General features: G+C 39.7%; 21 protein-coding genes. 9 read left to right on the top strand and 12 right to left on the bottom strand.

The genetic code is table 11. From position 1 onward, the window contains the following. Positions 1–12: 12 nt before the first annotated feature. The 3 genes from DPG01_RS01545 to DPG01_RS01535 form a co-directional block, all read right to left on the bottom strand. Positions 13–711: a histidine phosphatase family protein gene (locus DPG01_RS01545; RefSeq protein WP_086210065.1), complete on the bottom strand. Its 699-nt coding sequence runs from the start codon at positions 709–711 to the stop codon at positions 13–15. Then, positions 708–1,829: a phosphotransferase family protein gene (locus DPG01_RS01540; protein ID WP_110973986.1), complete on the bottom strand. Its 1,122-nt coding sequence runs from the start codon at positions 1,827–1,829 to the stop codon at positions 708–710. The genes DPG01_RS01545 and DPG01_RS01540 overlap by 4 nt, the downstream gene beginning before the upstream one ends. Positions 1,830–1,923: 94 nt before the next feature. Further along, positions 1,924–3,165 (bottom strand): acyl-CoA dehydrogenase family protein, encoded by a 1,242-nt coding sequence (locus DPG01_RS01535; protein WP_086210067.1) that lies wholly within the window; start codon positions 3,163–3,165, stop codon positions 1,924–1,926. A 94-nt stretch (positions 3,166–3,259) separates the two neighbouring features. On the opposite strand from DPG01_RS01535, the gene DPG01_RS01530 reads away from it, so the two are divergent. Both DPG01_RS01530 and DPG01_RS01525 read left to right on the top strand, forming a co-directional pair. Beyond that, complete coding sequence (locus tag DPG01_RS01530) at positions 3,260–4,177, top strand: LysR family transcriptional regulator (RefSeq protein ID WP_110973985.1); 918 nt, start codon at positions 3,260–3,262, stop codon at positions 4,175–4,177. Positions 4,178–4,695: 518 nt separating this feature from the next. Beyond that, on the top strand, positions 4,696–5,235 hold the full coding sequence (locus DPG01_RS01525; protein WP_086210069.1) for a lecithin retinol acyltransferase family protein: 540 nt from the start codon (positions 4,696–4,698) through the stop codon (positions 5,233–5,235). Here DPG01_RS01525 and DPG01_RS01520 read toward each other — a convergent pair. From DPG01_RS01520 to DPG01_RS01510, 3 genes are all read right to left on the bottom strand, one after another. Then, positions 5,232–5,690, bottom strand: coding sequence for an SRPBCC domain-containing protein (locus DPG01_RS01520; RefSeq protein ID WP_110973984.1), 459 nt, complete (start codon positions 5,688–5,690; stop codon positions 5,232–5,234). The genes DPG01_RS01525 and DPG01_RS01520 overlap by 4 nt on opposite strands. Before the next feature lie 114 nt (positions 5,691–5,804). Beyond that, on the bottom strand, positions 5,805–6,716 hold the full coding sequence (locus tag DPG01_RS01515; RefSeq protein WP_110973983.1) for a bestrophin family protein: 912 nt from the start codon (positions 6,714–6,716) through the stop codon (positions 5,805–5,807). 108 nt (positions 6,717–6,824) lie between these two features. Beyond that, on the bottom strand, positions 6,825–8,543 hold the full coding sequence (locus tag DPG01_RS01510; RefSeq protein ID WP_110973982.1) for a glutamine--tRNA ligase/YqeY domain fusion protein: 1,719 nt from the start codon (positions 8,541–8,543) through the stop codon (positions 6,825–6,827). 233 nt (positions 8,544–8,776) lie between these two features. On the opposite strand from DPG01_RS01510, the gene DPG01_RS01505 reads away from it, so the two are divergent. Beyond that, complete coding sequence (locus DPG01_RS01505) at positions 8,777–9,286, top strand: peptidylprolyl isomerase (protein ID WP_110973981.1); 510 nt, start codon at positions 8,777–8,779, stop codon at positions 9,284–9,286. Between the two features lie 89 nt (positions 9,287–9,375). Continuing rightward, a complete protein-coding gene (locus DPG01_RS01500) occupies positions 9,376–10,095 on the top strand; it encodes a UDP-2,3-diacylglucosamine diphosphatase (protein ID WP_110974015.1) in 720 nt (239 codons plus the stop codon). Positions 10,096–10,161: 66 nt separating this feature from the next. On the opposite strand, the gene DPG01_RS01495 is transcribed toward DPG01_RS01500, so the two are convergent. Both DPG01_RS01495 and DPG01_RS01490 read right to left on the bottom strand, forming a co-directional pair. After that, the gene (locus tag DPG01_RS01495; protein WP_086210074.1) at positions 10,162–10,971 is read right to left on the bottom strand and encodes a helix-turn-helix transcriptional regulator; all 810 of its coding nucleotides are present in this window, start codon (positions 10,969–10,971) and stop codon (positions 10,162–10,164) included. Positions 10,972–11,151: 180 nt separating this feature from the next. Further along, positions 11,152–11,673 (bottom strand): YbhB/YbcL family Raf kinase inhibitor-like protein, encoded by a 522-nt coding sequence (locus DPG01_RS01490; protein ID WP_228156951.1) that lies wholly within the window; start codon positions 11,671–11,673, stop codon positions 11,152–11,154. A 328-nt stretch (positions 11,674–12,001) separates the two neighbouring features. On the opposite strand from DPG01_RS01490, the gene nfsB reads away from it, so the two are divergent. Together nfsB and DPG01_RS18865 are read left to right on the top strand one after the other, a co-directional pair. Continuing rightward, entirely contained in the window at positions 12,002–12,655 is a 654-nt protein-coding gene (nfsB, locus tag DPG01_RS01485; RefSeq protein ID WP_110973979.1) for an oxygen-insensitive NAD(P)H nitroreductase, read from the top strand. Positions 12,656–12,778: 123 nt separating this feature from the next. Further along, positions 12,779–13,012 carry a hypothetical protein gene (locus DPG01_RS18865; protein WP_086210077.1) on the top strand — a complete coding sequence of 78 codons (234 nt, stop codon included), beginning with the start codon at positions 12,779–12,781 and terminating at the stop codon, positions 13,010–13,012. Here the strand turns inward: DPG01_RS18865 and DPG01_RS01475 are convergent. The 4 genes from DPG01_RS01475 to DPG01_RS01460 all read right to left on the bottom strand — a co-directional run bounded on the left by DPG01_RS01475 (position 12,972) and on the right by DPG01_RS01460 (position 16,696). Then, on the bottom strand, positions 12,972–13,829 hold the full coding sequence (locus tag DPG01_RS01475) for a DMT family transporter (RefSeq protein WP_110973978.1): 858 nt from the start codon (positions 13,827–13,829) through the stop codon (positions 12,972–12,974). The two genes, DPG01_RS18865 and DPG01_RS01475, sit on opposite strands and share 41 nt — an antisense overlap. 93 nt (positions 13,830–13,922) lie before the next feature. Next, a complete protein-coding gene (gene fba, locus DPG01_RS01470) occupies positions 13,923–14,960 on the bottom strand; it encodes a class II fructose-bisphosphate aldolase (RefSeq protein ID WP_086210079.1) in 1,038 nt (345 codons plus the stop codon). Between the two features lie 121 nt (positions 14,961–15,081). Next, entirely contained in the window at positions 15,082–15,357 is a 276-nt protein-coding gene (locus DPG01_RS01465; protein ID WP_086210080.1) for a hypothetical protein, read from the bottom strand. Positions 15,358–15,505: 148 nt separating this feature from the next. Continuing rightward, positions 15,506–16,696 (bottom strand): phosphoglycerate kinase, encoded by a 1,191-nt coding sequence (locus DPG01_RS01460; protein ID WP_110973977.1) that lies wholly within the window; start codon positions 16,694–16,696, stop codon positions 15,506–15,508. 139 nt (positions 16,697–16,835) lie between these two features. On the opposite strand from DPG01_RS01460, the gene DPG01_RS01455 reads away from it, so the two are divergent. The 3 genes from DPG01_RS01455 (at position 16,836) to DPG01_RS01445 (ending at position 19,351) form a co-directional block, all read left to right on the top strand. Next, positions 16,836–17,222, top strand: coding sequence for a DUF2237 family protein (locus DPG01_RS01455; RefSeq protein WP_110973976.1), 387 nt, complete (start codon positions 16,836–16,838; stop codon positions 17,220–17,222). Continuing rightward, positions 17,219–17,812: a Maf family protein gene (locus DPG01_RS01450; protein ID WP_110973975.1), complete on the top strand. Its 594-nt coding sequence runs from the start codon at positions 17,219–17,221 to the stop codon at positions 17,810–17,812. The genes DPG01_RS01455 and DPG01_RS01450 overlap by 4 nt, the downstream gene beginning before the upstream one ends. A 372-nt stretch (positions 17,813–18,184) precedes the next feature. Continuing rightward, the gene (locus DPG01_RS01445) at positions 18,185–19,351 is read left to right on the top strand and encodes a cupin domain-containing protein (RefSeq protein WP_110973974.1); all 1,167 of its coding nucleotides are present in this window, start codon (positions 18,185–18,187) and stop codon (positions 19,349–19,351) included. Positions 19,352–19,362: the final 11 nt, after the last annotated feature.

Raw genomic sequence — 19,362 nt, 5'->3', positions numbered from 1 at the left:
TTAATCCTTCCCTTAGATCCATGTCAATAAGTTTGAGTTTTCGGCTTTAATAAAATGATGTTCATTGAGGCTTAACAGTTGTGGTTCATTCCCCACCAAGCGCAAAGTGGTCATGCTACTGTTGGCAATGGCCCAATTTAAAGCGAAGGTTTTATTTGGACTCAGTCCTAACAGCTTACCAGCCACCACAGAGATTACGCCGCCTGACGTAAATACCACTGCATAACGAGGCTTAGTTTGTGCCAGTTCATCACACAAATCTTGTAAAGCACCTTCAATCCGACTTTTAAAAGCAGGCCACGATTCATCATATTCATGATGATAGTCACCACCTGTCCAGCGTTCAATTGCCCCTTCAAATATCTTGGCTAAATAAGCACGTGGATTGGATTCTTTGGCCACATCAGCTTTGAGTAAGTGCGGCTCATTAAAACGCGGTTCATAGTGAGCAAAGACTTGCTGATGATTAAACTCATTCCATGCAGAATTGGTCAAAACATCCACTTCAGGAAAACATTCCGCCAAAGAAATACACGCGGTTTGCTGATGTCGTTGCATAGAGCCAGACACCGCTACAGGTGCTTCTTTTAAAATTTGATCAAAATATTGACCCAAAATTTTGGCTTGCAACTCTCCATTTGGTGAAAGTTGGTCATAACTTTCAGCACCAAAAGATGCTTGTCCGTGGCGAATGAAATAAATAGTGGTCATTTACCTAAAATTTCCTTCATTTTGACAATATATTTTTGTGCCACATCATTGGCCTCAATTTTCTGTAAACCAATCAGTTTGAGCGCGCGAATGTGTAAAGCATGAATGACTATCCAAAAATCTTTAAAGGCAGGGTTATTGGTCTGTTTATGGTGAAAACGATAATAAATCTGTTGTGCAATTACAGCTAAACGGAAAATGCCAAAGACTTCATAGAAAGTCCAATTGTCCGTTTCTAAGCCTGTTTTTTCTAAATAATATTCCACCACTTGTTTACGTGTGTACATTCCCTTTAAGTTAGTCGGCTGGCGACGTGTCGCTTTAAACAAAGCATTGTCAGATTCTTCAACCCAATAAGCCAAAGCCGAACCTAAGTCCATGAGTGGATCGCCAAGCGTTGCCATTTCCCAATCTAAAACGCCAATAATTTGCGTCGGATGATTCGGATCTAAAATGACATTATCAAAACGCCAATCATTATGAATCACACAGGTTTTTGAATCCGCAGGAATGTTGTCTTTGAGCCAATTCCGCACATATTTAAATGAAGGCACATTAATGGTTTTGGCTTTCTGAAAGCGTGCATCCCAACCTTCAACTTGACGGCGGCAGTAACCCTCACCCTTGCCTAGGTTTTCCAGTTCTGTGCCTTGATAAGGTACTTGATGCAACTCGATGAGTTTATCAATCACATTGACACATAACTCACGAACTTGGGTTTCACTGAAATTCAACTCTCTAGGCAAATTAGCACGTGGAATAATGCCTTCTACGCGTTTCATTACATAGAAGTCACAGCCAAGAACAGATTCGTCCTGACACAATGCAACCATTTCAGGTAAAACAGGATAAAAAGGACTTAAGTTTTTTTGTACATGATATTCACGTGCCATGTCATGTGCAGATTTGGCTTTGGTCCCTTTAGGCGGGCGACGTAAAATCAGGTCAAGATTGTCGTATTTCAACCGATACGTCCAGTTCGATGCACCACCAGAGTATTGTGTCACCTCGACCTGCCCTTGTAGATCGACACCTTGTGCTTTAAGCCAATTTTCCACAGCTACAGCGTCTAGTTCTTCACCTGCTCGAACTGTTCCACCTACATCAATCGCTGACATTTTCTTTTTCCCAAACTATCAATCTTTTCTTCACGTTTTAGAAGATCATCTATTCTTTTTAAACTGCGAACCAAATAGATGATCTATCCCACTCTTATTTTTTACGACGTGTACTATGTCCACGTTTTGCTAACTCTAATTTGGCAATCATGCCTTTATGCACTTCATCTGGTCCATCTGCCAAACGCAGTGAACGTGCTTGAGCAAAGAAGCCAGTCAAAGGTGTATCTCGTGATACTCCTGCACCACCGTGAATTTGAATGGCCATATCGACCACTTTTTCAAGCACACTTGGTGCAACCACTTTGATGGCAGAAATTTCTGTTAATGCCGCCATATTCCCTAAAGTATCCATTTTATACGCAGCATACAAGGTTAATAAACGTGCTTGATCAATCGCAACACGTGCATCTGCCACACGCTCAAGGTTCCCACCTAGTTTTAAAATTTCTTTGCCAAATGCAGTACGGCTCATCCCACGGTCAATCATTAACTCTAAAGATTTTTCCGCAGCCCCAATACAACGCATGCAGTGATGAATACGTCCAGGCCCTAAACGACCTTGCGCAATCTCAAAACCTTGACCTGCGCCACCAATAAAGTTAGAAACAGGTACACGAACATTATTAAAGCTAATTTCGCCGTGACCATGTGGAGCATCATAGTCACCAAAGACTGGTAACATCCGTTCTATTTTGACTCCAGCAGTTTCAACAGGCACTAGAACCATCGAATGTTGATGGTGGCGATCTTTGGTTTCATCGGGTGTATGCGCCATAAAAATAATAATTTTGGCATTTGGGTCACCTAAGCCTGAAGACCACCATTTACGTCCATTTAAGACAATTTCATCGCCTTCAATCACAGCTGTCGCTTGCATATTGGTCGCATCAGATGAAGCAACAGCAGGTTCTGTCATACAGAAAACAGAGCGAATTTTTCCATCTAGGAGTTGAGTCAACCATTGTTGCTTTTGCTCTTCTGAACCATAACGCCATAATACCTCCATATTGCCACTGTCAGGTGCATTACAGTTAAATACGGTCGGCGCAAGAAGACTCCGACCTGTGAGTTCTGCAATGTGAGCATACTCTTGTACGGATAGACCTTGGCCCAACTCTGGACACGGCAAAAACATATTCCATAAACCCGCAGCTTTTGCTTTTGCTTTTAGCACTTCAAGTTGTACAGGCCACTGCCATTTAGTCCAGTCCCCACCTTGATTGAGCTCATGTACTTCATGCCAGAACTCGGTTTCAATAGGTTCAATTTCATTTTGAATAAATTGTTTAGTACGTTGTACATAATCTTGAGCACGTGCTGATAGTTCAAACATGACGACTTCCTTCGATATATTTTGATATTTTCGCTTTACATCAACATAACCTGAAAACTAATATGAACAAAATGATTTTATTTTATAGACAAACATGACTAATATTCATAGTAAGTCCCCTATCGACATGGGACTTTTTCATCGTATTGATATTAATTTATACCCACTTTTTATTGCCATTTATGAGCAAAAAAGTATTTCAAAAGCAGCGCAGATCTTGTCGATTACACAATCTGCGGCAAGCCATGCCTTGCAACGCTTACGGGGGCATTTAAAAGATGATTTGTTCGTTCGTTCGGGCAGCCAAATGCTTCCAACCCCTTTTGCCGAGCAAAGTTATCCCATCATTAAAAGTGCTCTAATTGCAATTCAAAGTATCTCTATTCAGCAGCAAAGCTTTGATCCAAACATGGTAAACAGCTTAAAAATTGCCATTCATGATGAAATCGAACCTATTATTTTCCCAAAGTTAGTTGCTCACTTTCAGAAACTTGGCTTAAGTATTCAATTCGTAAGTAGCAAACTCGACCGCAAAACAGTCGATGCTGATTTGGTTTCTCAGCAAATTGATTTTGTGATTGACTTAGAGCAAAATTTTGGTGAAAGAATTCAATTTAATAGCTTAGTTAAGGACCAATTTGTCGCATGCACACTACTTAAACAGATTGATGCGAATACTTACTTGGCTGCCCCGCATATTGGTGTGTCTTCGCGGCGTACTGGCGTTTTGGTTGAAGACATTTATTTAAATCGGAAACAACTATCTCGGCAGGTCTTTTTACGCTGTCAACACTATTCCACTGCATTGCAAATTTTAGAGCAATACCCCAATGCAATTTTAACGATTCCTAAAAATATTCTGACTCATCTCAATATCTCCCCGTCTCTCAATATTTTTGATGTACCTATTGAACTGCCGAAAATGAATATTGGTATTTATTGGCATAAGAATTTGTCTGAGAATAAAAGACATCTTTTTTTGAAATCTGAAATTTTTAAAATTTTTGCTTAGGCTATTTGTTATTATATTTTTTGCTTAGGCTATTTTATAGAGTCAACCTAACCCGTATATAGATGCTTAATAGAAAGATTTTTTTGTACCTTGATTAACAAAACTATCATCCATTGGTTTAGTTTATTCATTATCGAGGCCGTGACAAAAAATTGTATCTGTATCCTAAATCACCATGTCAGTGTTCATGGTGAGACCGTATGGATGATGTAGTTGTGAATGTAGATAGATGTAAAAGTAGGCGATGAAATATGCATATTAAGCTTTGGTTGGAATCAAAGCACACACATCAGCTGTTGTTTTTTATAAAAATTATCTTAAATTATAAGCCTTCAGCTTTGCTTTCCAGACTGCATATCTAATGAAAACATGACTTGAAATTTGATGCTAATTCGCTTTATTGAATAACAGTATCGTAAACTCAGATCAAAGCTAATCCTACTAAATAGTCGCTTATTCGAAGCAGAAGCTTTAAAATAGAGATAAAAGACAACTGTAATGAATTAGCACATATAGGTATGCAACAACAAAAACCACACTATCCTTTGGGAGCTCATCTCATAGTCAAGCATTTTGGCTATACGCATCACGGCATCTATGCTGGGCGTGGGCGTGTGATTCATTATTCAGGTTTTGCTCATCTTTTTAGAAAGCATCCCATTGAAATGACCTCGATTGAAAATTTCAGTCATGGACGTAAAATTATTGTTAATCAATACCAAAACCCCAAGTATAAAGGCCGTAAGGTTGTGCGACGAATGCGGTCACGTATGCATGAAAACAACTATCATCTTATTATTAACAACTGTGAACACTTGTGTACCTGGGCCATTACGGGCGTTGAAAGCAGCCCACAAGTCATTAAGATGATGAACCGACTGACGACTATTGGTTACGTCAGTTCTGTAATGAGCTTTATGAACAGTCTCATGTTAACGCTCACCACGACCTGTTTTGCTTTGGTACTCTATATCAAGAAAAAATTACGTGATAAAGCCAAACGGCAGATTGGTAGCTATCTTGAGTTTAAAGAACAACGCTCTAAAAAAAATCACTAACGCGAACGAAGTTGAAATGGCGGAAACTTATCTTCAACCAAATTGAGTTGAATATCATACTCTAACCAAGCTTTCGCACCATCAAGCACGGTCGTAAAACCACCCGTAGCATCCATCACGTAATGCATCAACTCATTGCCCTGAAGCTCAATGTCATAGTTTCGAATCATGACATAGGTATTCATACTGTCGATTTGCTCAAATACGAAGTCAACTTTGGTTTTAGGTGCTCCCCATTCAATACTAATAAGTTCATGCTCAACGACTTGTAATACATGAATAGAGTGCGTAATTTGGTATTTATCCCATGTCCAATCCACAACAGCCCCTTTTTCAATATAACCCGATGACTGACTGAACCAAAATTTAGTGGTAATGAGTGGGTCAACGAAAGCATTAAACACAATATTCACAGAACGCCGAATCAACATTTGGGTTTCAATTACTGTAGTCATTTTTATATCCTAATCATTTTTAAGCTTAGTGATAGCACATCTTGATGAACCAAGAATATCGAAGAATTGTTATGGCTTAGATGATGCCGATCTTCTCTTGAGTATTTGTTTTAGTTAACGCAGATTCGCTTTATGTGGACTCATTTCGGGAGGTAGAGGATGTTTGAGAGAGCTGAGCATTTCACGTTCTATTCCACGAACAATTGCATCCAAAGCCAAATCGTTTTCCTGAAGCCCAAAAGGTTCTTCTAACTCTGCACTTAACGCATCTAAACCTAAAACAAGATAAGCAATTAATGCCACGATCACAGGTGACCAGAAACCTAAACTGGAACTTAGGCTAAAGGGCAAAATCACACAGAAAGAATACACGGCGCGATGTAATAGAACGGAATAAGAGAATGGTAATGGCGTCGATGAAATACGATCGCAACCTGCATGAATATCTCCCATTGCAACTGTATGCTGGCGTAAACCACTGTAAATAATGTCGCTAATTTCTCCTTGCTTATAAAGGACGGTCAAATCTTTTTGTGCAAGCTCTAATACGTATTGAGGTTGATTTGAATGATTCTTTAACACTTGCCACTCTTTATCTTTGAATTGTGTTTTTTCTCGATAATGTTCAAATGCATAGCTTTGTTTGCGTAAACGGTCACGGAGTAAATGACTAAATAACATGACGCGATACATTAAAACTTCACGCGCTGTATCATTTAATACATAGCTATCACGAATTATATGTCTCGAATTGGCAATCAATGCACCCCACAGCTTGCGCCCCTCCCACCAACGGTCATAACATGCCGTATTTCGAAAACTTAAAAATATAGAAAGAATCACACCAAACACGGTGAAACCAATAGTTGGTACCGCAGGAACAGAAACAAAATGCTGTGTAGATAAATAAACCAATAGCGTTGAAATCAGAACACCAACCATTAGTGCAGGAAAAACCTTGGGAAGTATGGTGCCACGCCATGCAAAGAGTAATGCAAAACTATTGGTTTTATCTCGAACAATCACAGTTCATTCCTCTTGATTTCGCTACGAAAAGGCTCAACCGAAGTTGAGCCTTATATCTATTTCCACATCCATAAAAGCATAGCTTTATTTAGTGTTTAAGCAAAAGCCTTATTTCGGCTTAAAACTATCTTTTAAGTCCAAAATACGGTTAAACACTGGTTTATCACTGCTATGGTCGTACTGATCTGCAACAAAATAACCTTCACGTTCAAACTGGAAACGTTCTTCAGGCTGTGCTTGTGCAAGTGCAGGCTCAATCACTGCTTGTACAGTTTTCAATGACTCAGGGTTGAGATGTACAAGGAAATCATCATCCGCATCAGGTGCTGCTTCGTTAAATAAACGATCATAAATACGGACTTCAGCTGGAATACCTTTAGTCGCAGATACCCAATGAATCACACCTTTAACTTTACGACCTTCAGGGTTTTTACCTAAAGTTTCAGGGTCAATTGAACATTTCAACTCAACCACTTCACCGTTTTCATCTTTAATTACTTCATCGCACTTAATCACATAAGCATGACGTAGACGAACTTCACCACCCGGAATTAAACGCTTGAAGCCTTTTGGTGGTTCTTCTTCAAAGTCTTTACGGTCGATATAAATTTCAGATGTTAATGGGATCACACGCTCACCCATGTCTACATTTGGATGACGTGAATGAGTTAAATCTATATCGTTAGGCAAATTTGTGAGTGTGACTTTGAGTGGATTCAATACTGCCATACCACGAGCAGCTGTATTTTCCAAAGACTGACGGATGCAGTATTCAAGCATTGCAACATCAACAATACCATCTGACTTCGATACACCTACACGCTTACAGAAGTCACGTAGACCTTCTGGGGTAAAACCACGACGTCGCATACCGACAACCGTTGGCATACGTGGGTCATCCCAGCCATTAACATAACCACCTTCAACCAATTTACGTAATTTACGCTTAGAGGTAATGGTGTAGTCTACATTTAATCGACTCGACTCATACTGACGTGGTACTGCTTCCGAGTGAACTTTTTCAACCACCCAGTCATAAAACGGACGGTGGTCTTGGAACTCTAGGGTACACAATGAGTGAGTAATCCCTTCAATTGCATCTGATAATGGATGCGCATAGTCGTACATTGGGTACATTTTCCATTTATCACCTGTTTGGTGATGCTCTGAATGGAGTACACGGTACAAAATAGGGTCACGCATATGCACATTTGGAGATGCCATATCAATCTTGGCACGCAGAACAGCTTCACCTTCTGCAAACTCACCATTGTTCATTTTTTCAAAACGGGCAAGGTTTTCTTCAACTGAAGTATCACGATAAGGCGAGTTTTTACCTGGCTCAATAAAGTTACCGCGGTTCAAACGAATTTCTTCAGGTGACTGTAAATCAACGTAAGCATCACCCTGTTTAATCAGTTGAATCGCCCATGTATGGAGTTGATCGAAATAGCTTGACGCATAGCGTGGTTCGCCATTCCATTCAAAACCTAACCACTTAACGTCATTGGCGATCCCATCGACATATTCTTGTTCTTCTGCATCAGGGTTGGTGTCATCAAAACGGAGGTTGCAAGAACCATCAAATTCGTTAGCAATACCAAAGTTTAGGCAAATCGCTTTCACGTGGCCAATATGTAAATAACCATTCGGCTCTGGTGGAAAACGTGTGACAACTTTTTGCGTACGTCCTTCGGCCAAATCTTCAGTAATTACTTGGCGCACAAAGTCTAAGCCTGGCTGTTGTTCTTGCTGCGCTGCGACAGAGGCATTGTTACTTGGTGTCGGGTTATTTGGCAGTGTTGAAACAACATCATTCGGCTTCATAGTTTAAAAATCACTTTGATGAAAAAATTGAGGAAAAATAGGCTGTGCTACATCAGCATAATTCTAACCGATCTATCGGCTAATTTATGAATATTTTACAGCCCCTTAAACGATATTTGATCTATTTTACAAAGAAAATAACGTTTTTACTTGCCTTGTAGTTTACAGTTTGCTTATGCTTCTCACAACCAAAAAACCCATGGCTTTGATGTCCATGATCAGGAGATTACACAATGAGTTTTCCTCAAGTCGAATTAAACACCAATAAAGGTCGTATTGTTCTTGAACTTAACAACGAAAAAGCACCGATTACTGTTGCTAACTTCTTAGAATACGTACGTGACGGTTTCTATGACGGCGTAATTTTCCACCGCGTGATCGACGGCTTCATGATCCAAGGTGGTGGTATGGATGAAAACTTCAAAGAAAAAGCAACACGTGATGCAATTGAAAACGAAGCTGATAACGGCTTAACCAATGACCTTGGTACAATTGCAATGGCACGTACACAAGCACCTCACTCGGCATCTGCTCAGTTCTTTATTAACGTGGGTAACAACTCGTTCCTTAACCACTCGGGCAAAACGGCTCAAGGTTGGGGTTATGCAGTTTTCGGTAAAGTAACTGAAGGCCTAGACGTAGTAAACGAAATTAAAGGCGTTCGTACTGGCAACCGTGGCTACCATGCTGACGTTCCACTAGAAAACGTTGTAATTGAATCTGCTAAGATCATTTCTGAATAAAAATCCCTCCTAACCTCCCTTTAAAAAAGGGAGGAAGTCCCTCTTTTTAAAGAGGGATTTAGGGAGATTAAATTAAAATGGAAACTTCCGTGACCTATCTGTTTATCGCCGATTTACACTTGTCACCAGATCACCCTCGACTCATTCGGGGGTTTTTAGATTTATTAGATGCTTATAAAAACAAAAATACCCAGCTGTATATTTTAGGCGATTGGTTCAACGCATGGATTGGCGACGACTACACAGCTCCTTGGCTAGATGAAATCGTAAGTGCGCTACAACAATTTTCAAATGTAGGCAATCATATCTACTTCTTAACAGGTAACCGTGATTTTGCTCTTGGACAAACATTTCTTGATCAATTCAATGGGGAACTTTTATCTGAGATCACGACACTTCATATTGCAGGGAGTATCATTCGTATTGAACATGGTGACCTACTCTGCACGGACGATATATCTTATCAGCGTTTCCGGAAGATTATTCGAAACCCACTATTGCTGAAATTATTAAAAAATACACCTCTCAGCTTTAGACAAAAACTAGCCAACGGCTTCCGTAAAAAAAGTCATCAAGCACAGCAGTTGAAAAGCTATGAAGTGATGGATGTGAATCAAGATGCGGTTCAAACAGCCCTAAAAAATGTCGATTTACTCATCCATGGACATACTCACCGTGCCAATATTCATGATGTCGAAAGTAAAAAAAGAATTGTACTTGGTGACTGGAAAGAAGATTCTGCTCAGATTTTAGAAATTGACCCGACACAAAATGATCATGCATTGTATTTAAACACGTGGCGGTATTAATCATCTTTTAAACATCTAATCCAAGCACACTATGTCGCCATTAACTTAAAGTACTACAATGATTCATTACTTATGTGTCCGTGTTTTTCTAAGTTCGGTGGGTGTAATTCCAAATAACTGTTTAAATTTACTGGTAAATTTTGATTGTGAATGATAGCCGCATTGCTCTGCAATTAGTCCTATTGGTTCCATTGTTGTTTGTATCAAATGTAAACCATACCCTAGTTTGGTTTGGCGAATCAAAGATAAAATATCAATTTCTTCGGCAATAAGTTTTCTTCTTAAGGTCGATTCACTCATTGCAAGTTGCGTTGATACCCGCTTCATATTCCATGCAATACTCACATCATGACTGATAATGTCATGTATTCGATGCCCAAGAGAAGGATTTCTCGCAATCGCGCCCACATCTGCATACCCTAAACAGTAAAGTAGCTGTAGGATCTCCTGCCTTCTAAAGTGCCACGTCTCAGGTGGGGAGACGAGTGACCATTCAATCAATTGCATTAACGTTGTTTTTAAAATATCGTGTATTTCCCCTTGAAAATAATTTTTCTGACTCACCCCTGCATGTTTGAATTGAACAAAATCCTGATAATCAAACTCTATAAGCACTGCAACATATTCATCATGTTCATTTGGAATATTTCTCATATCTATTTTTGGGCTATTCGATAAAAATACAAAGGAGCCTTGTGGGCATACAATCTCACCACTAGAGCCGAGCTGCTTTTCACCAGAAAGTACAAATATGATTAACGGTTTTATAATCGGAGCACTCAATATAAGTTGCTCTTGTTTAGATGAATACAACGAAAAAGGTAATTTTTTCTTTTCATTTACGAGTTTTTTTACTAACCCTAATACTTCTTGCATACATCAATAATCATATTAATTTTTGATAAAATACAGCCTAATGTGTATAAAGTCATATTAAATTCAAAATTTTAAGCGCACACTTAAAAAAGAATTGAGCAAATTCAAATTTTCCCAAAAACACTGTCTAAAGCAAAGTAAATGCTTGAAACATTGTGAGATGTATTTGGCTATATAGATTTAATCACGCTGATATAAAGCAGTTATTGTGCTGGAAGCCAGAGCATTTGCCCGAACCATATACCCTGTTAAAGCACCTGATGCATTTTCAGGTAGATCCAACTTCTTAGATAAAGCAAAAACTGTAAATTGATAACGATGTACACCATGTCCTTGGGGTGGGCATGCACCGCCAAAGCCTGCTACACCATAATCGTTTTTAATACTTAGGCTTCCCTTCGGCGCCAAGTTTCGACTAAGATCACCTGCCCCTGTCGTTAATACAGTCACATCTTTCGGAATATTAACAATTTGCCAGTGCCACCACCCACTCCCCGTTGGAGCATCGGGGTCATACGCTAGAACAGCAAATGCTTCCGTTCCTTTTGGCGCGCCATGCCAAGAAAGTTGTGGTGATAGATTTTGACCATTACACCCAAACCCTTGAAACTCCTGAGCTTGACTCATCAATTTATCTTGTGAAATATCGGTACTTTTCAGTATGAATTCATCGGCCCAAGATGTTGCACCAATACCCAACATACAACTAGAAATCAATAGTTTAGAAAATAAATGACGCATATAAGATAGCCCTATTGTTATACCTCTTGATATGTAAAGTATAAAATATCTAAATCCAGTCACTTATCCCAAAACCTAGCAACTTTTATCCTTTTAGGTGTCAAATACAAATCAATTGCCATAAGCCCGCTAGATTACGGCTATCCCAACCATTAACGTTTTACAGTGACCAAGAGAAAACTTGTAGATATAAAGCAACTCTAAACCATTGCGAAAAATATGCTGAAATTGGACCTAAAACTTATTTTATCTATTACAATTATTTTAAGTTCAATTTGACTGATGACTAATGGACACTCTGATTACTGCAAAAACACGATATACAACTAAAGCTTATGACCCGAATAGAAAGATCCCTCATGAACAGTTTGTTCGATTATTAGAAATTCTCCGCTTAACGCCATCATCTATTAACATCCAACCTTGGCACTTCTTCATTGCAGAAAATACAAACGCCAAAGAGCGAATTGCCAAAGCATTGGTGGGTAAATATGCATACAATGCACCCAAAGTTTTAGATTCATCACATACCATTTTATTTTGTACTAAAGCCGATATTTCTGAACAGCATTTAGAAAATTTACTTCATCAGGATGAGCTCAACGGACGTTTTAAAGACGATGCCGCTAAACAAGGACAAAAAGACAGTCGCTCTGGTTATGTAGACTATTATCGTAATGAAAAAGGCGATATTCAGCGTTGGGCGGAAAACCAAACCTTTATTGCTTTAGGCCAAATTCTATTAGCAGCCGCTAGTGAAAAAATTGATGCAACACCGATCGGTGGCTTTGATGAGTCAATCATTAGTGAAGAACTCGATTTAGCTGCGAAAGGTCTAATTCCCTCTGTACTACTCACATTGGGCTACCGTAGCGATGCCGACTTTAATGCCAAATTACCCAAGTCTCGACTAAACAACGTAGATATTTTCACGCAGCTGTAATGATAGCTATATATAAAGAAGGGACTCTAAGTCCCTTCTTTATATTTTAGGTCTGAAAATTGCTTATTTATTTTTAAGCTAAATCATTTCAATCTAAACAAAACAAAAATAGTGAGGTTACTGATGTCAGTTACACCGTATATGCCAATGAAGTTTGAGTGTGCTCGTTGCAATAAAATCTATTTACGTCAGTATGAAAATAAAATACACACCCATTACCCTAACTGTCCCAGTTGTGAGCAACCAGGTTTATTACTCGGTATTGCTGTGCTTGAAGATCTACTCAAACACCCTCAGTCTTTTGTCCGCAATTTTTTTAAACAGACATTGCATAAGCTAAACAAGCTACACTGGTAATACCCAATACAAGTCCAATCACTGTTGCGGGCTTCAGCTTTTCTTTAAATAAAACCAGTCCGCTCAGCACACCTAAAAGTACCACCATAATATTCATGCCCGCAAAAACCACCGCAGGGCTGTCCTTGAGTAGCAGATGTGCTTTGACATACAGTGCTATATTGGCAAAGTTCAACACGCCAAGACATAAACCAGCCACAACGTTTTTGGTTAAGCCGACATTTTTTGTGGTCACGGCAACATAACTAACTGACAATAAAAATGCACAAATAAACATCAGGTTTAATGCAACAGAAAATTGGACACCTAAGCCTGTAGTATATTTGAGTAAAATGTCTATCAGCGCATAACCAAACCAAACAAGTGCTAAATACCATACAGCCTGCTTTTGCCCCTCTCCGCCACCCGATGCATTGGTAAATAAAATGCACATCACGGCAGCAAGACCTAACCCTACCCCAACAATTTTCAACTGATTAAACTGTTCTTGAAAAATAAAATAAGCCGCCAATAAAGACAAAATTACCGATAAGCGTTGTGCGATTTCTGTTTTGACAATACCCGCATATTGCAAAGACTTGGCTAAAAATAAAAATACACTCGGCAACAAGACACCAAGCGTTATAATCAGCCACCAAGGTGTATTTGAAATAGAAATGTGGCTAAGATCAGGTTTAAACCAGAAATAGCATAACAAACTGGCTGAAGCATAGTTCCAGCTAATCATCTGAATTGGATCAAAACCTTTGTTTTTACCCCATTTTAAAAGAATGGAGACCACCACACTACAACAGGCCGCAGCAAATATCAGTTCCATAGCACACTCTTATTATTGTCGCCTTGAATATAAACACACATAGAAAAGCCCACATCAAGGTGGGCTTTTCCAATATAAATCATTCAAAATGAATTATTTATAATGTTCAACCATTTTCTCTAAAGAAATTGGACGAATCTTGTCAGCATTGCCCGCTGTACCAAATGCTTCATAACGGTCAACACAAATTTGTTTCATTGCATCTACAGTTTTTGCGAAGAATTTACGTGGGTCAAATTCACTTGGTTGTTCAGCCATCATACGACGCATTGCACCAGTTGATGCTAAACGCAAGTCTGTATCAATGTTGATCTTACGAACACCGTGCTTGATTGCTTCAACCAGTTGTTCAACAGGAACACCATAGGTTTCTTTGATGTCACCGCCATACTGGTTAATGATCGCTAACCATTCTTGAGGAACAGAGCTTGAACCGTGCATAACAAGGTGGGTATTTGGAAGCGCCGCATGAATTTCTTTAATGCGGTCAATCGCCAAAATATCGCCTGTAGGTGGACGTGTAAACTTATACGCACCATGTGAAGTACCGACTGCAATTGCAAGTGCATCGACATTGGTATCTGCAACGAACTGACGTGCTTCTTCAACAGAAGTAAGAAGTTGAGAATGATCGAGTACACCTTCAGCACCCACACCATCTTCTTCACCCGCCATACCCGTTTCAAGGCTACCTAAACAACCGATTTCACCTTCAACTGAAACACCGCATGCATGCGCCATTTGTACTGTACGACGTGTTACATCAACATTATATTCATAAGTTGTTGGTGTTTTACCGTCTGCACCCAATGAACCATCCATCATCACTGATGAGAAGCCCAATTGAATTGAACGTTGGCAAACGTCTGGATCTGTACCGTGGTCTTGGTGCATTACCACTGGAATGTGTGGCCATTCTTCAATTGCTGCCAAAATAAGATGACGTAAGAATGGAGCACCTGCATATTTACGCGCACCCGCTGATGCTTGTACGATAACAGGTGAATTTGTCGCATCTGCTGCAAGCATGATTGCGCGCATTTGTTCTAAGTTGTTTACGTTGAATGCTGGTACGCCGTAAGCATGTTCGCCGGCGTGATCCAAGAGCTGGCGCAATGAAATAAGAGCCATAATGTCCTCCCAGTTGATGCGACATATTCTACATGGTCAAAGGTTTCAATTCAGCAACAAATAACACTATTTAAAAAAAATCCCCGCAATTGCAGGGACTTTTTACAAATTTCACATCTAATTAATGTGCTTGAGCCGCTGAAGCTTCTACCGCAGTATCCGCTGTTGCAGCATCGGCTGGTGCATTTGCGACTTCAGCAGGAATATCTTTATTCTTTTCATCTAATACTGGCTGATCAATCGCATCAATTGCTGCTTGTTGTTCAGCTGTTACAGCTTCTTCAACTGCTGCTGTTTCAGATGCTGCAACGGGTTGTTCTGGTGCTTCATTTTTCTTACAAGCAGTCAAAGCTAGTGGTGCTAACAAAAGTGCAGCAAGAGTCATTTTTAAATTCATAATGTTTTCCTAGAACAGATGATTTAATGCCCTGTAGTTTATTTCAGCAATATTTCATTTTCATGACTAAATGATGAATAGATTTGTTAAGCCCATAAAAAAGGTTGACCTAAGTCAACCTTTTTTAAAACAACTTTAAACAAGATACTTATTGTGCACGTTCTAGTAATGCGGCAACTGCTGGAAGGGTTTTGCCTTCGACAAACTCAAGGAAAGCACCACCACCAGTTGAGATATAACCAATTTTGTCTGCAACTTCGTATTTATCAATAGCAGCTAAAGTGTCACCACCACCCGCAATCGAGAAGCCAGCCGATTCAGCAATCGCTAAAGATAAAGTTTTAGTGCCTTCGCCAAATTGATCGACTTCAAACACACCGACTGGGCCATTCCACAAGATCGTTTTTGACGTTTTTAGAATGTCTGCAAATGCTTTTGCTGTTTCTGGGCCGACATCCAAAATCATGTCATTGTCAGTCACATCTTCAACTTTTTTCACGACTGCTTTAGCAGCAGCCAATGAACCCAAGAAGTCTGCAAAATCAATTTCAGAAGCATCCGCCACGACAACATCCGTTGGAAGCGGTACAGAAACTTTTGCAGCAATTGCTTTTGCGGTGTCAATCAAATCATTTTCACACAATGATTTACCAACATTAAAGCCTGCTGCTGCCAAGAACGTATTAGCAATACCGCCACCCACAATCAACTGATCGCAAATATCAGAAAGTGATGTCAACACATCCAACTTAGTCGATACTTTAGAACCCGCAACAATCGCAACCATTGGCTTTTCAGGCGTTTGTAATGCGCGACCTAAAGCATCAAGTTCAGCTGCAAGAAGTGGACCTGCTGCTGCAACTTTTGCTAAACGTGCTACACCTTCAGTTGATGCTTCTGCACGGTGCGCTGTACCAAATGCATCCATTACAAATACATCACAAAGCGCCGCATATTTTGCTGCAAGTTCTGGGTTATTTTTCTTTTCACCTGCGTTAAAACGGCAGTTTTCAAGGAGTACCACTTGACCTACTGTAACGTCAACGCCATCGAGATAGTCCGTCACTAATTGAACGTCTTGACCCAATGCTTCAGTCAAATATGCAGCAACAGGTGCTAATGATTGTTCTTGTTTTGGCTCACCTTCAACAGGACGACCAAGGTGAGAGTAAACCATTACGGCTGCGCCTTGTGCTAACGCTGCTTTAATTGTTGGTAAAGCGGCACGTAAACGCGCATCACTTGTAATCACACCATTTTTAACAGGAACGTTTAAATCTTCGCGAATAAGAACACGTTTACCTGTTAAATCGAGGTCAGTCATACGCTGAAAATTCATGTAGAGCTCTCTTTCTATATATAAAAATCGCGTCGATTTTAAATGATTATGCAGAAAAAGGTTAGCTTCTTTTGCAGAAAAGCAAACGAAAGGCAAAGTTTTGCTATCATAGTGAAAAGTCTCACTCGATTTATCATTTATGTCTATTCATCCTGATCCAAATCTGAACCGTTTAAACGTTTTGGGTGAACCTTTAGCGAGCTGCTGTTACTCCCCAATTACTGGTTATTTCCGTAATGGTTTTTGTCATACAGCACCCTCAGATTTGGGACAACACACCATCTGTGTCGAAATGACCTCTGAGTTTTTAAATTTTTCGCAACAAGTGGGCAATGACCTCATTACCCCTGTGCCTGAAGTTAACTTTCCGGGACTACAACCGGGAGATTTTTGGTGTATCTGTGTGACTCGTTGGGTAGAAGCTTATGAAGCAGGTTTTGCTCCTCCAGTTAAAGTTCAAGCTTGCCATCAGGCCGTACTGTCTTACGTACCGCTGAATGTGCTCATGGAATATGCAGTCGAATGAATACTTCCGAAATTATCTTGGCATCCAGCAGTCAAACTCGTAAAGATTTGATGAATCGCTTACGCTTAGACTACCGTTGCATTGTCCCTGATATAGACGAATCGCCTCGTGGAGAAAGCCATGCGGATGATTTGGCTAAACGCTTGGCATTTGAAAAGGCGCATGTAATTGCTAGACGACATCCAGATGCGATTGTGATTGGTTCCGACCAAGTCGCATGGCGTGAAGGTGCGCCCGATATTTTTATTGGAAAACCATTGTCTGCTGAAAAGGCGATTAAACAATTACAAGCCAATTCAGACAAGATTGTCTACTTCAGTACCGCTTTGAGTGTTCAACAGCATTCTACTGGATTTGAACATAGTTTGGTTGAACACTATAAAGTTAAGTTCCGTAAACTTAGCCTGCCTGAAATTCAACGTTATATTGAACTTGAGCAACCACTCATGTGCGCTGGTAGTTTTAAATGTGAAAGCCTAGGGATCAGTTTATTTGAACAAATGATAGGACAAGATCAAACTACTCTTATGGGTATGCCGATGATCCAGTTATGTAATATTCTGCGTGAATTAAAAGTGCTTGTGCCTTAATTCTATAGAAAGATTTTTAGTTTATGTCTAATAAATTGAACAGCACTCAGTGTTGCTGTTCGCTTTTTAGTACTAAGCTTAATCACATTATTTGCTCTCTTTCATAAGTTATACTCACTCTTTTTGATTTCCTTCTGTCATATCTGATTCGCTATTTTCTGGGCTTTGTCTTTATTTAATATTATGTTTATTTGCTATGTTTTAAACATATTATTCTGTAAAAATTTTAATGTGAGTAGCCTAACGGCTGATGCAGGCGCTAGTTATTTAAATCAGCGAATCACTTTCAAATAAATCTAACGATACTTGCGCATAGGCCTTCGATCATAAGACAATACACAATATTGTTTTAAATTTGCTTAGGCTATTTTCATGTCCCAAACTCTTGATGTTCTTGGCGGTATTACAGCCGAACAATTCCTTACCGAATATTGGCAAAAAAAGCCTTTATTGGTGCGTAATGCTATTCCTGAAATTGCCAATCTCTTAGAACCAAGTGATGTAATGGAACTGGCTTTGGATGAAAATGTCACAGCCCGTCTCATCAAACAAAAAGATCGCGATCCAAATCAATGGTCGGTAAAGTCTTCTCCACTCTTAAAAGCAGATTTTCAAAAGATGCCGAAGCTTTGGACTTTGTTGGTTCAAGCCGTCGACCATTACTCTTTTGATTTGGCAGCGCTATGGAAAAAATTTCCATTTATTCCACAGTGGCGTCGTGATGACATCATGGTCTCTTATGCACCTAAGGGTGGTTCTGTAGGAAAACATTTTGACTTTTATGATGTCTTTTTGGTGCAAGGCTATGGTCATCGTCGTTGGCAGTTGGGTCAAATGTGCGATGCTGAATCTGAGATTGTTGCAGGCCAGCCTTTAAAATTACTGCCTGAAATAGACACCCATTTCGATGAAGTATTAGCCCCAGGTGACCTACTTTATGTACCACCAGGTTTAGCTCATTATGGCGTCGCTGAAGATGACTGCCTGACCTTCTCTTTTGGCTTCCGTATGCCAAACGTCACTGATATGGTTGACCGTGTAGGTGACAAACTATCAGATAATGCCCTGCTGCGTAATCCTTTGCTCGATATTGTCCGTGACCAACAAAGCCCGATCGGTCAATTGACACAAAACGAATTGGATTATTTAAAAGCAGAAATTCTAGCTCAGTTACAAAATTCAACTCTGCTTGAAGATGCTATTATGACCTTGATGTCAGAGCCGAAATATCCTGAAAATATTCCTGAAGCTGAAGAAATTGGCACGGGAGATTTGGAAGGTATTTTAGACCAAGGCTACCAACTCATTTTAGAGCCTGCATCTCGCCTACTTTATACGTATGACGAAAATGCGTTCTTGTTCTGGGCTAATGGTGAAGGATTGTGTATTTCAGACCAATTTGCACCATTACTTAAAAGTTTAGCTGATGGTGAGGCATTATTGCTTGATGAAAGTTTATATGATGCCGATATTCTAGAAGATATTGCAATGCTTATGAACGAGTCTGTTTTGATGCTTCTACCTCCTGAAGAAGTTTAATAACACCAAGT

The sequence above is a fragment of the Acinetobacter sp. WCHAc060042 genome (assembly GCF_003231195.1).
Classification (GTDB): Bacteria; Pseudomonadota; Gammaproteobacteria; order Pseudomonadales; family Moraxellaceae; genus Acinetobacter.
Note: the sequence above shows the minus strand (reverse complement) of the source record. Positions and strands in the feature narration are given on the sequence as shown.

Bases quoted from the DNA above. Each gene is read 5' to 3' on its own strand.
- DPG01_RS01445 (WP_110973974.1), top strand. From the start codon at position 18,185: ATGTCCCAAACTCTTGATGTTCTTGGCGGTATTACAGCCGAACAATTC.
- DPG01_RS01540 (WP_110973986.1), bottom strand. From the start codon at position 1,829: ATGTCAGCGATTGATGTAGGTGGAACAGTTCGAGCAGGTGAAGAACTA.
- DPG01_RS18865 (WP_086210077.1), top strand. From the start codon at position 12,779: ATGTCAGTTACACCGTATATGCCAATGAAGTTTGAGTGTGCTCGTTGC.
- DPG01_RS01465 (WP_086210080.1), bottom strand. From the start codon at position 15,357: ATGAATTTAAAAATGACTCTTGCTGCACTTTTGTTAGCACCACTAGCT.
- DPG01_RS01520 (WP_110973984.1), bottom strand. From the start codon at position 5,690: ATGACTACAGTAATTGAAACCCAAATGTTGATTCGGCGTTCTGTGAAT.
- DPG01_RS01545 (WP_086210065.1), bottom strand. From the start codon at position 711: ATGACCACTATTTATTTCATTCGCCACGGACAAGCATCTTTTGGTGCT.
- DPG01_RS01510 (WP_110973982.1), bottom strand. From the start codon at position 8,543: ATGAAGCCGAATGATGTTGTTTCAACACTGCCAAATAACCCGACACCA.
- DPG01_RS01530 (WP_110973985.1), top strand. From the start codon at position 3,260: ATGACTAATATTCATAGTAAGTCCCCTATCGACATGGGACTTTTTCAT.
- DPG01_RS01505 (WP_110973981.1), top strand. From the start codon at position 8,777: ATGAGTTTTCCTCAAGTCGAATTAAACACCAATAAAGGTCGTATTGTT.
- DPG01_RS01455 (WP_110973976.1), top strand. From the start codon at position 16,836: ATGTCTATTCATCCTGATCCAAATCTGAACCGTTTAAACGTTTTGGGT.
- DPG01_RS01450 (WP_110973975.1), top strand. From the start codon at position 17,219: ATGAATACTTCCGAAATTATCTTGGCATCCAGCAGTCAAACTCGTAAA.
- DPG01_RS01495 (WP_086210074.1), bottom strand. From the start codon at position 10,971: ATGCAAGAAGTATTAGGGTTAGTAAAAAAACTCGTAAATGAAAAGAAA.
- nfsB (WP_110973979.1), top strand. From the start codon at position 12,002: ATGGACACTCTGATTACTGCAAAAACACGATATACAACTAAAGCTTAT.
- DPG01_RS01475 (WP_110973978.1), bottom strand. From the start codon at position 13,829: ATGGAACTGATATTTGCTGCGGCCTGTTGTAGTGTGGTGGTCTCCATT.
- fba (WP_086210079.1), bottom strand. From the start codon at position 14,960: ATGGCTCTTATTTCATTGCGCCAGCTCTTGGATCACGCCGGCGAACAT.
- DPG01_RS01525 (WP_086210069.1), top strand. From the start codon at position 4,696: ATGCAACAACAAAAACCACACTATCCTTTGGGAGCTCATCTCATAGTC.
- DPG01_RS01490 (WP_228156951.1), bottom strand. From the start codon at position 11,673: ATGTTGGGTATTGGTGCAACATCTTGGGCCGATGAATTCATACTGAAA.
- DPG01_RS01535 (WP_086210067.1), bottom strand. From the start codon at position 3,165: ATGTTTGAACTATCAGCACGTGCTCAAGATTATGTACAACGTACTAAA.
- DPG01_RS01460 (WP_110973977.1), bottom strand. From the start codon at position 16,696: ATGAATTTTCAGCGTATGACTGACCTCGATTTAACAGGTAAACGTGTT.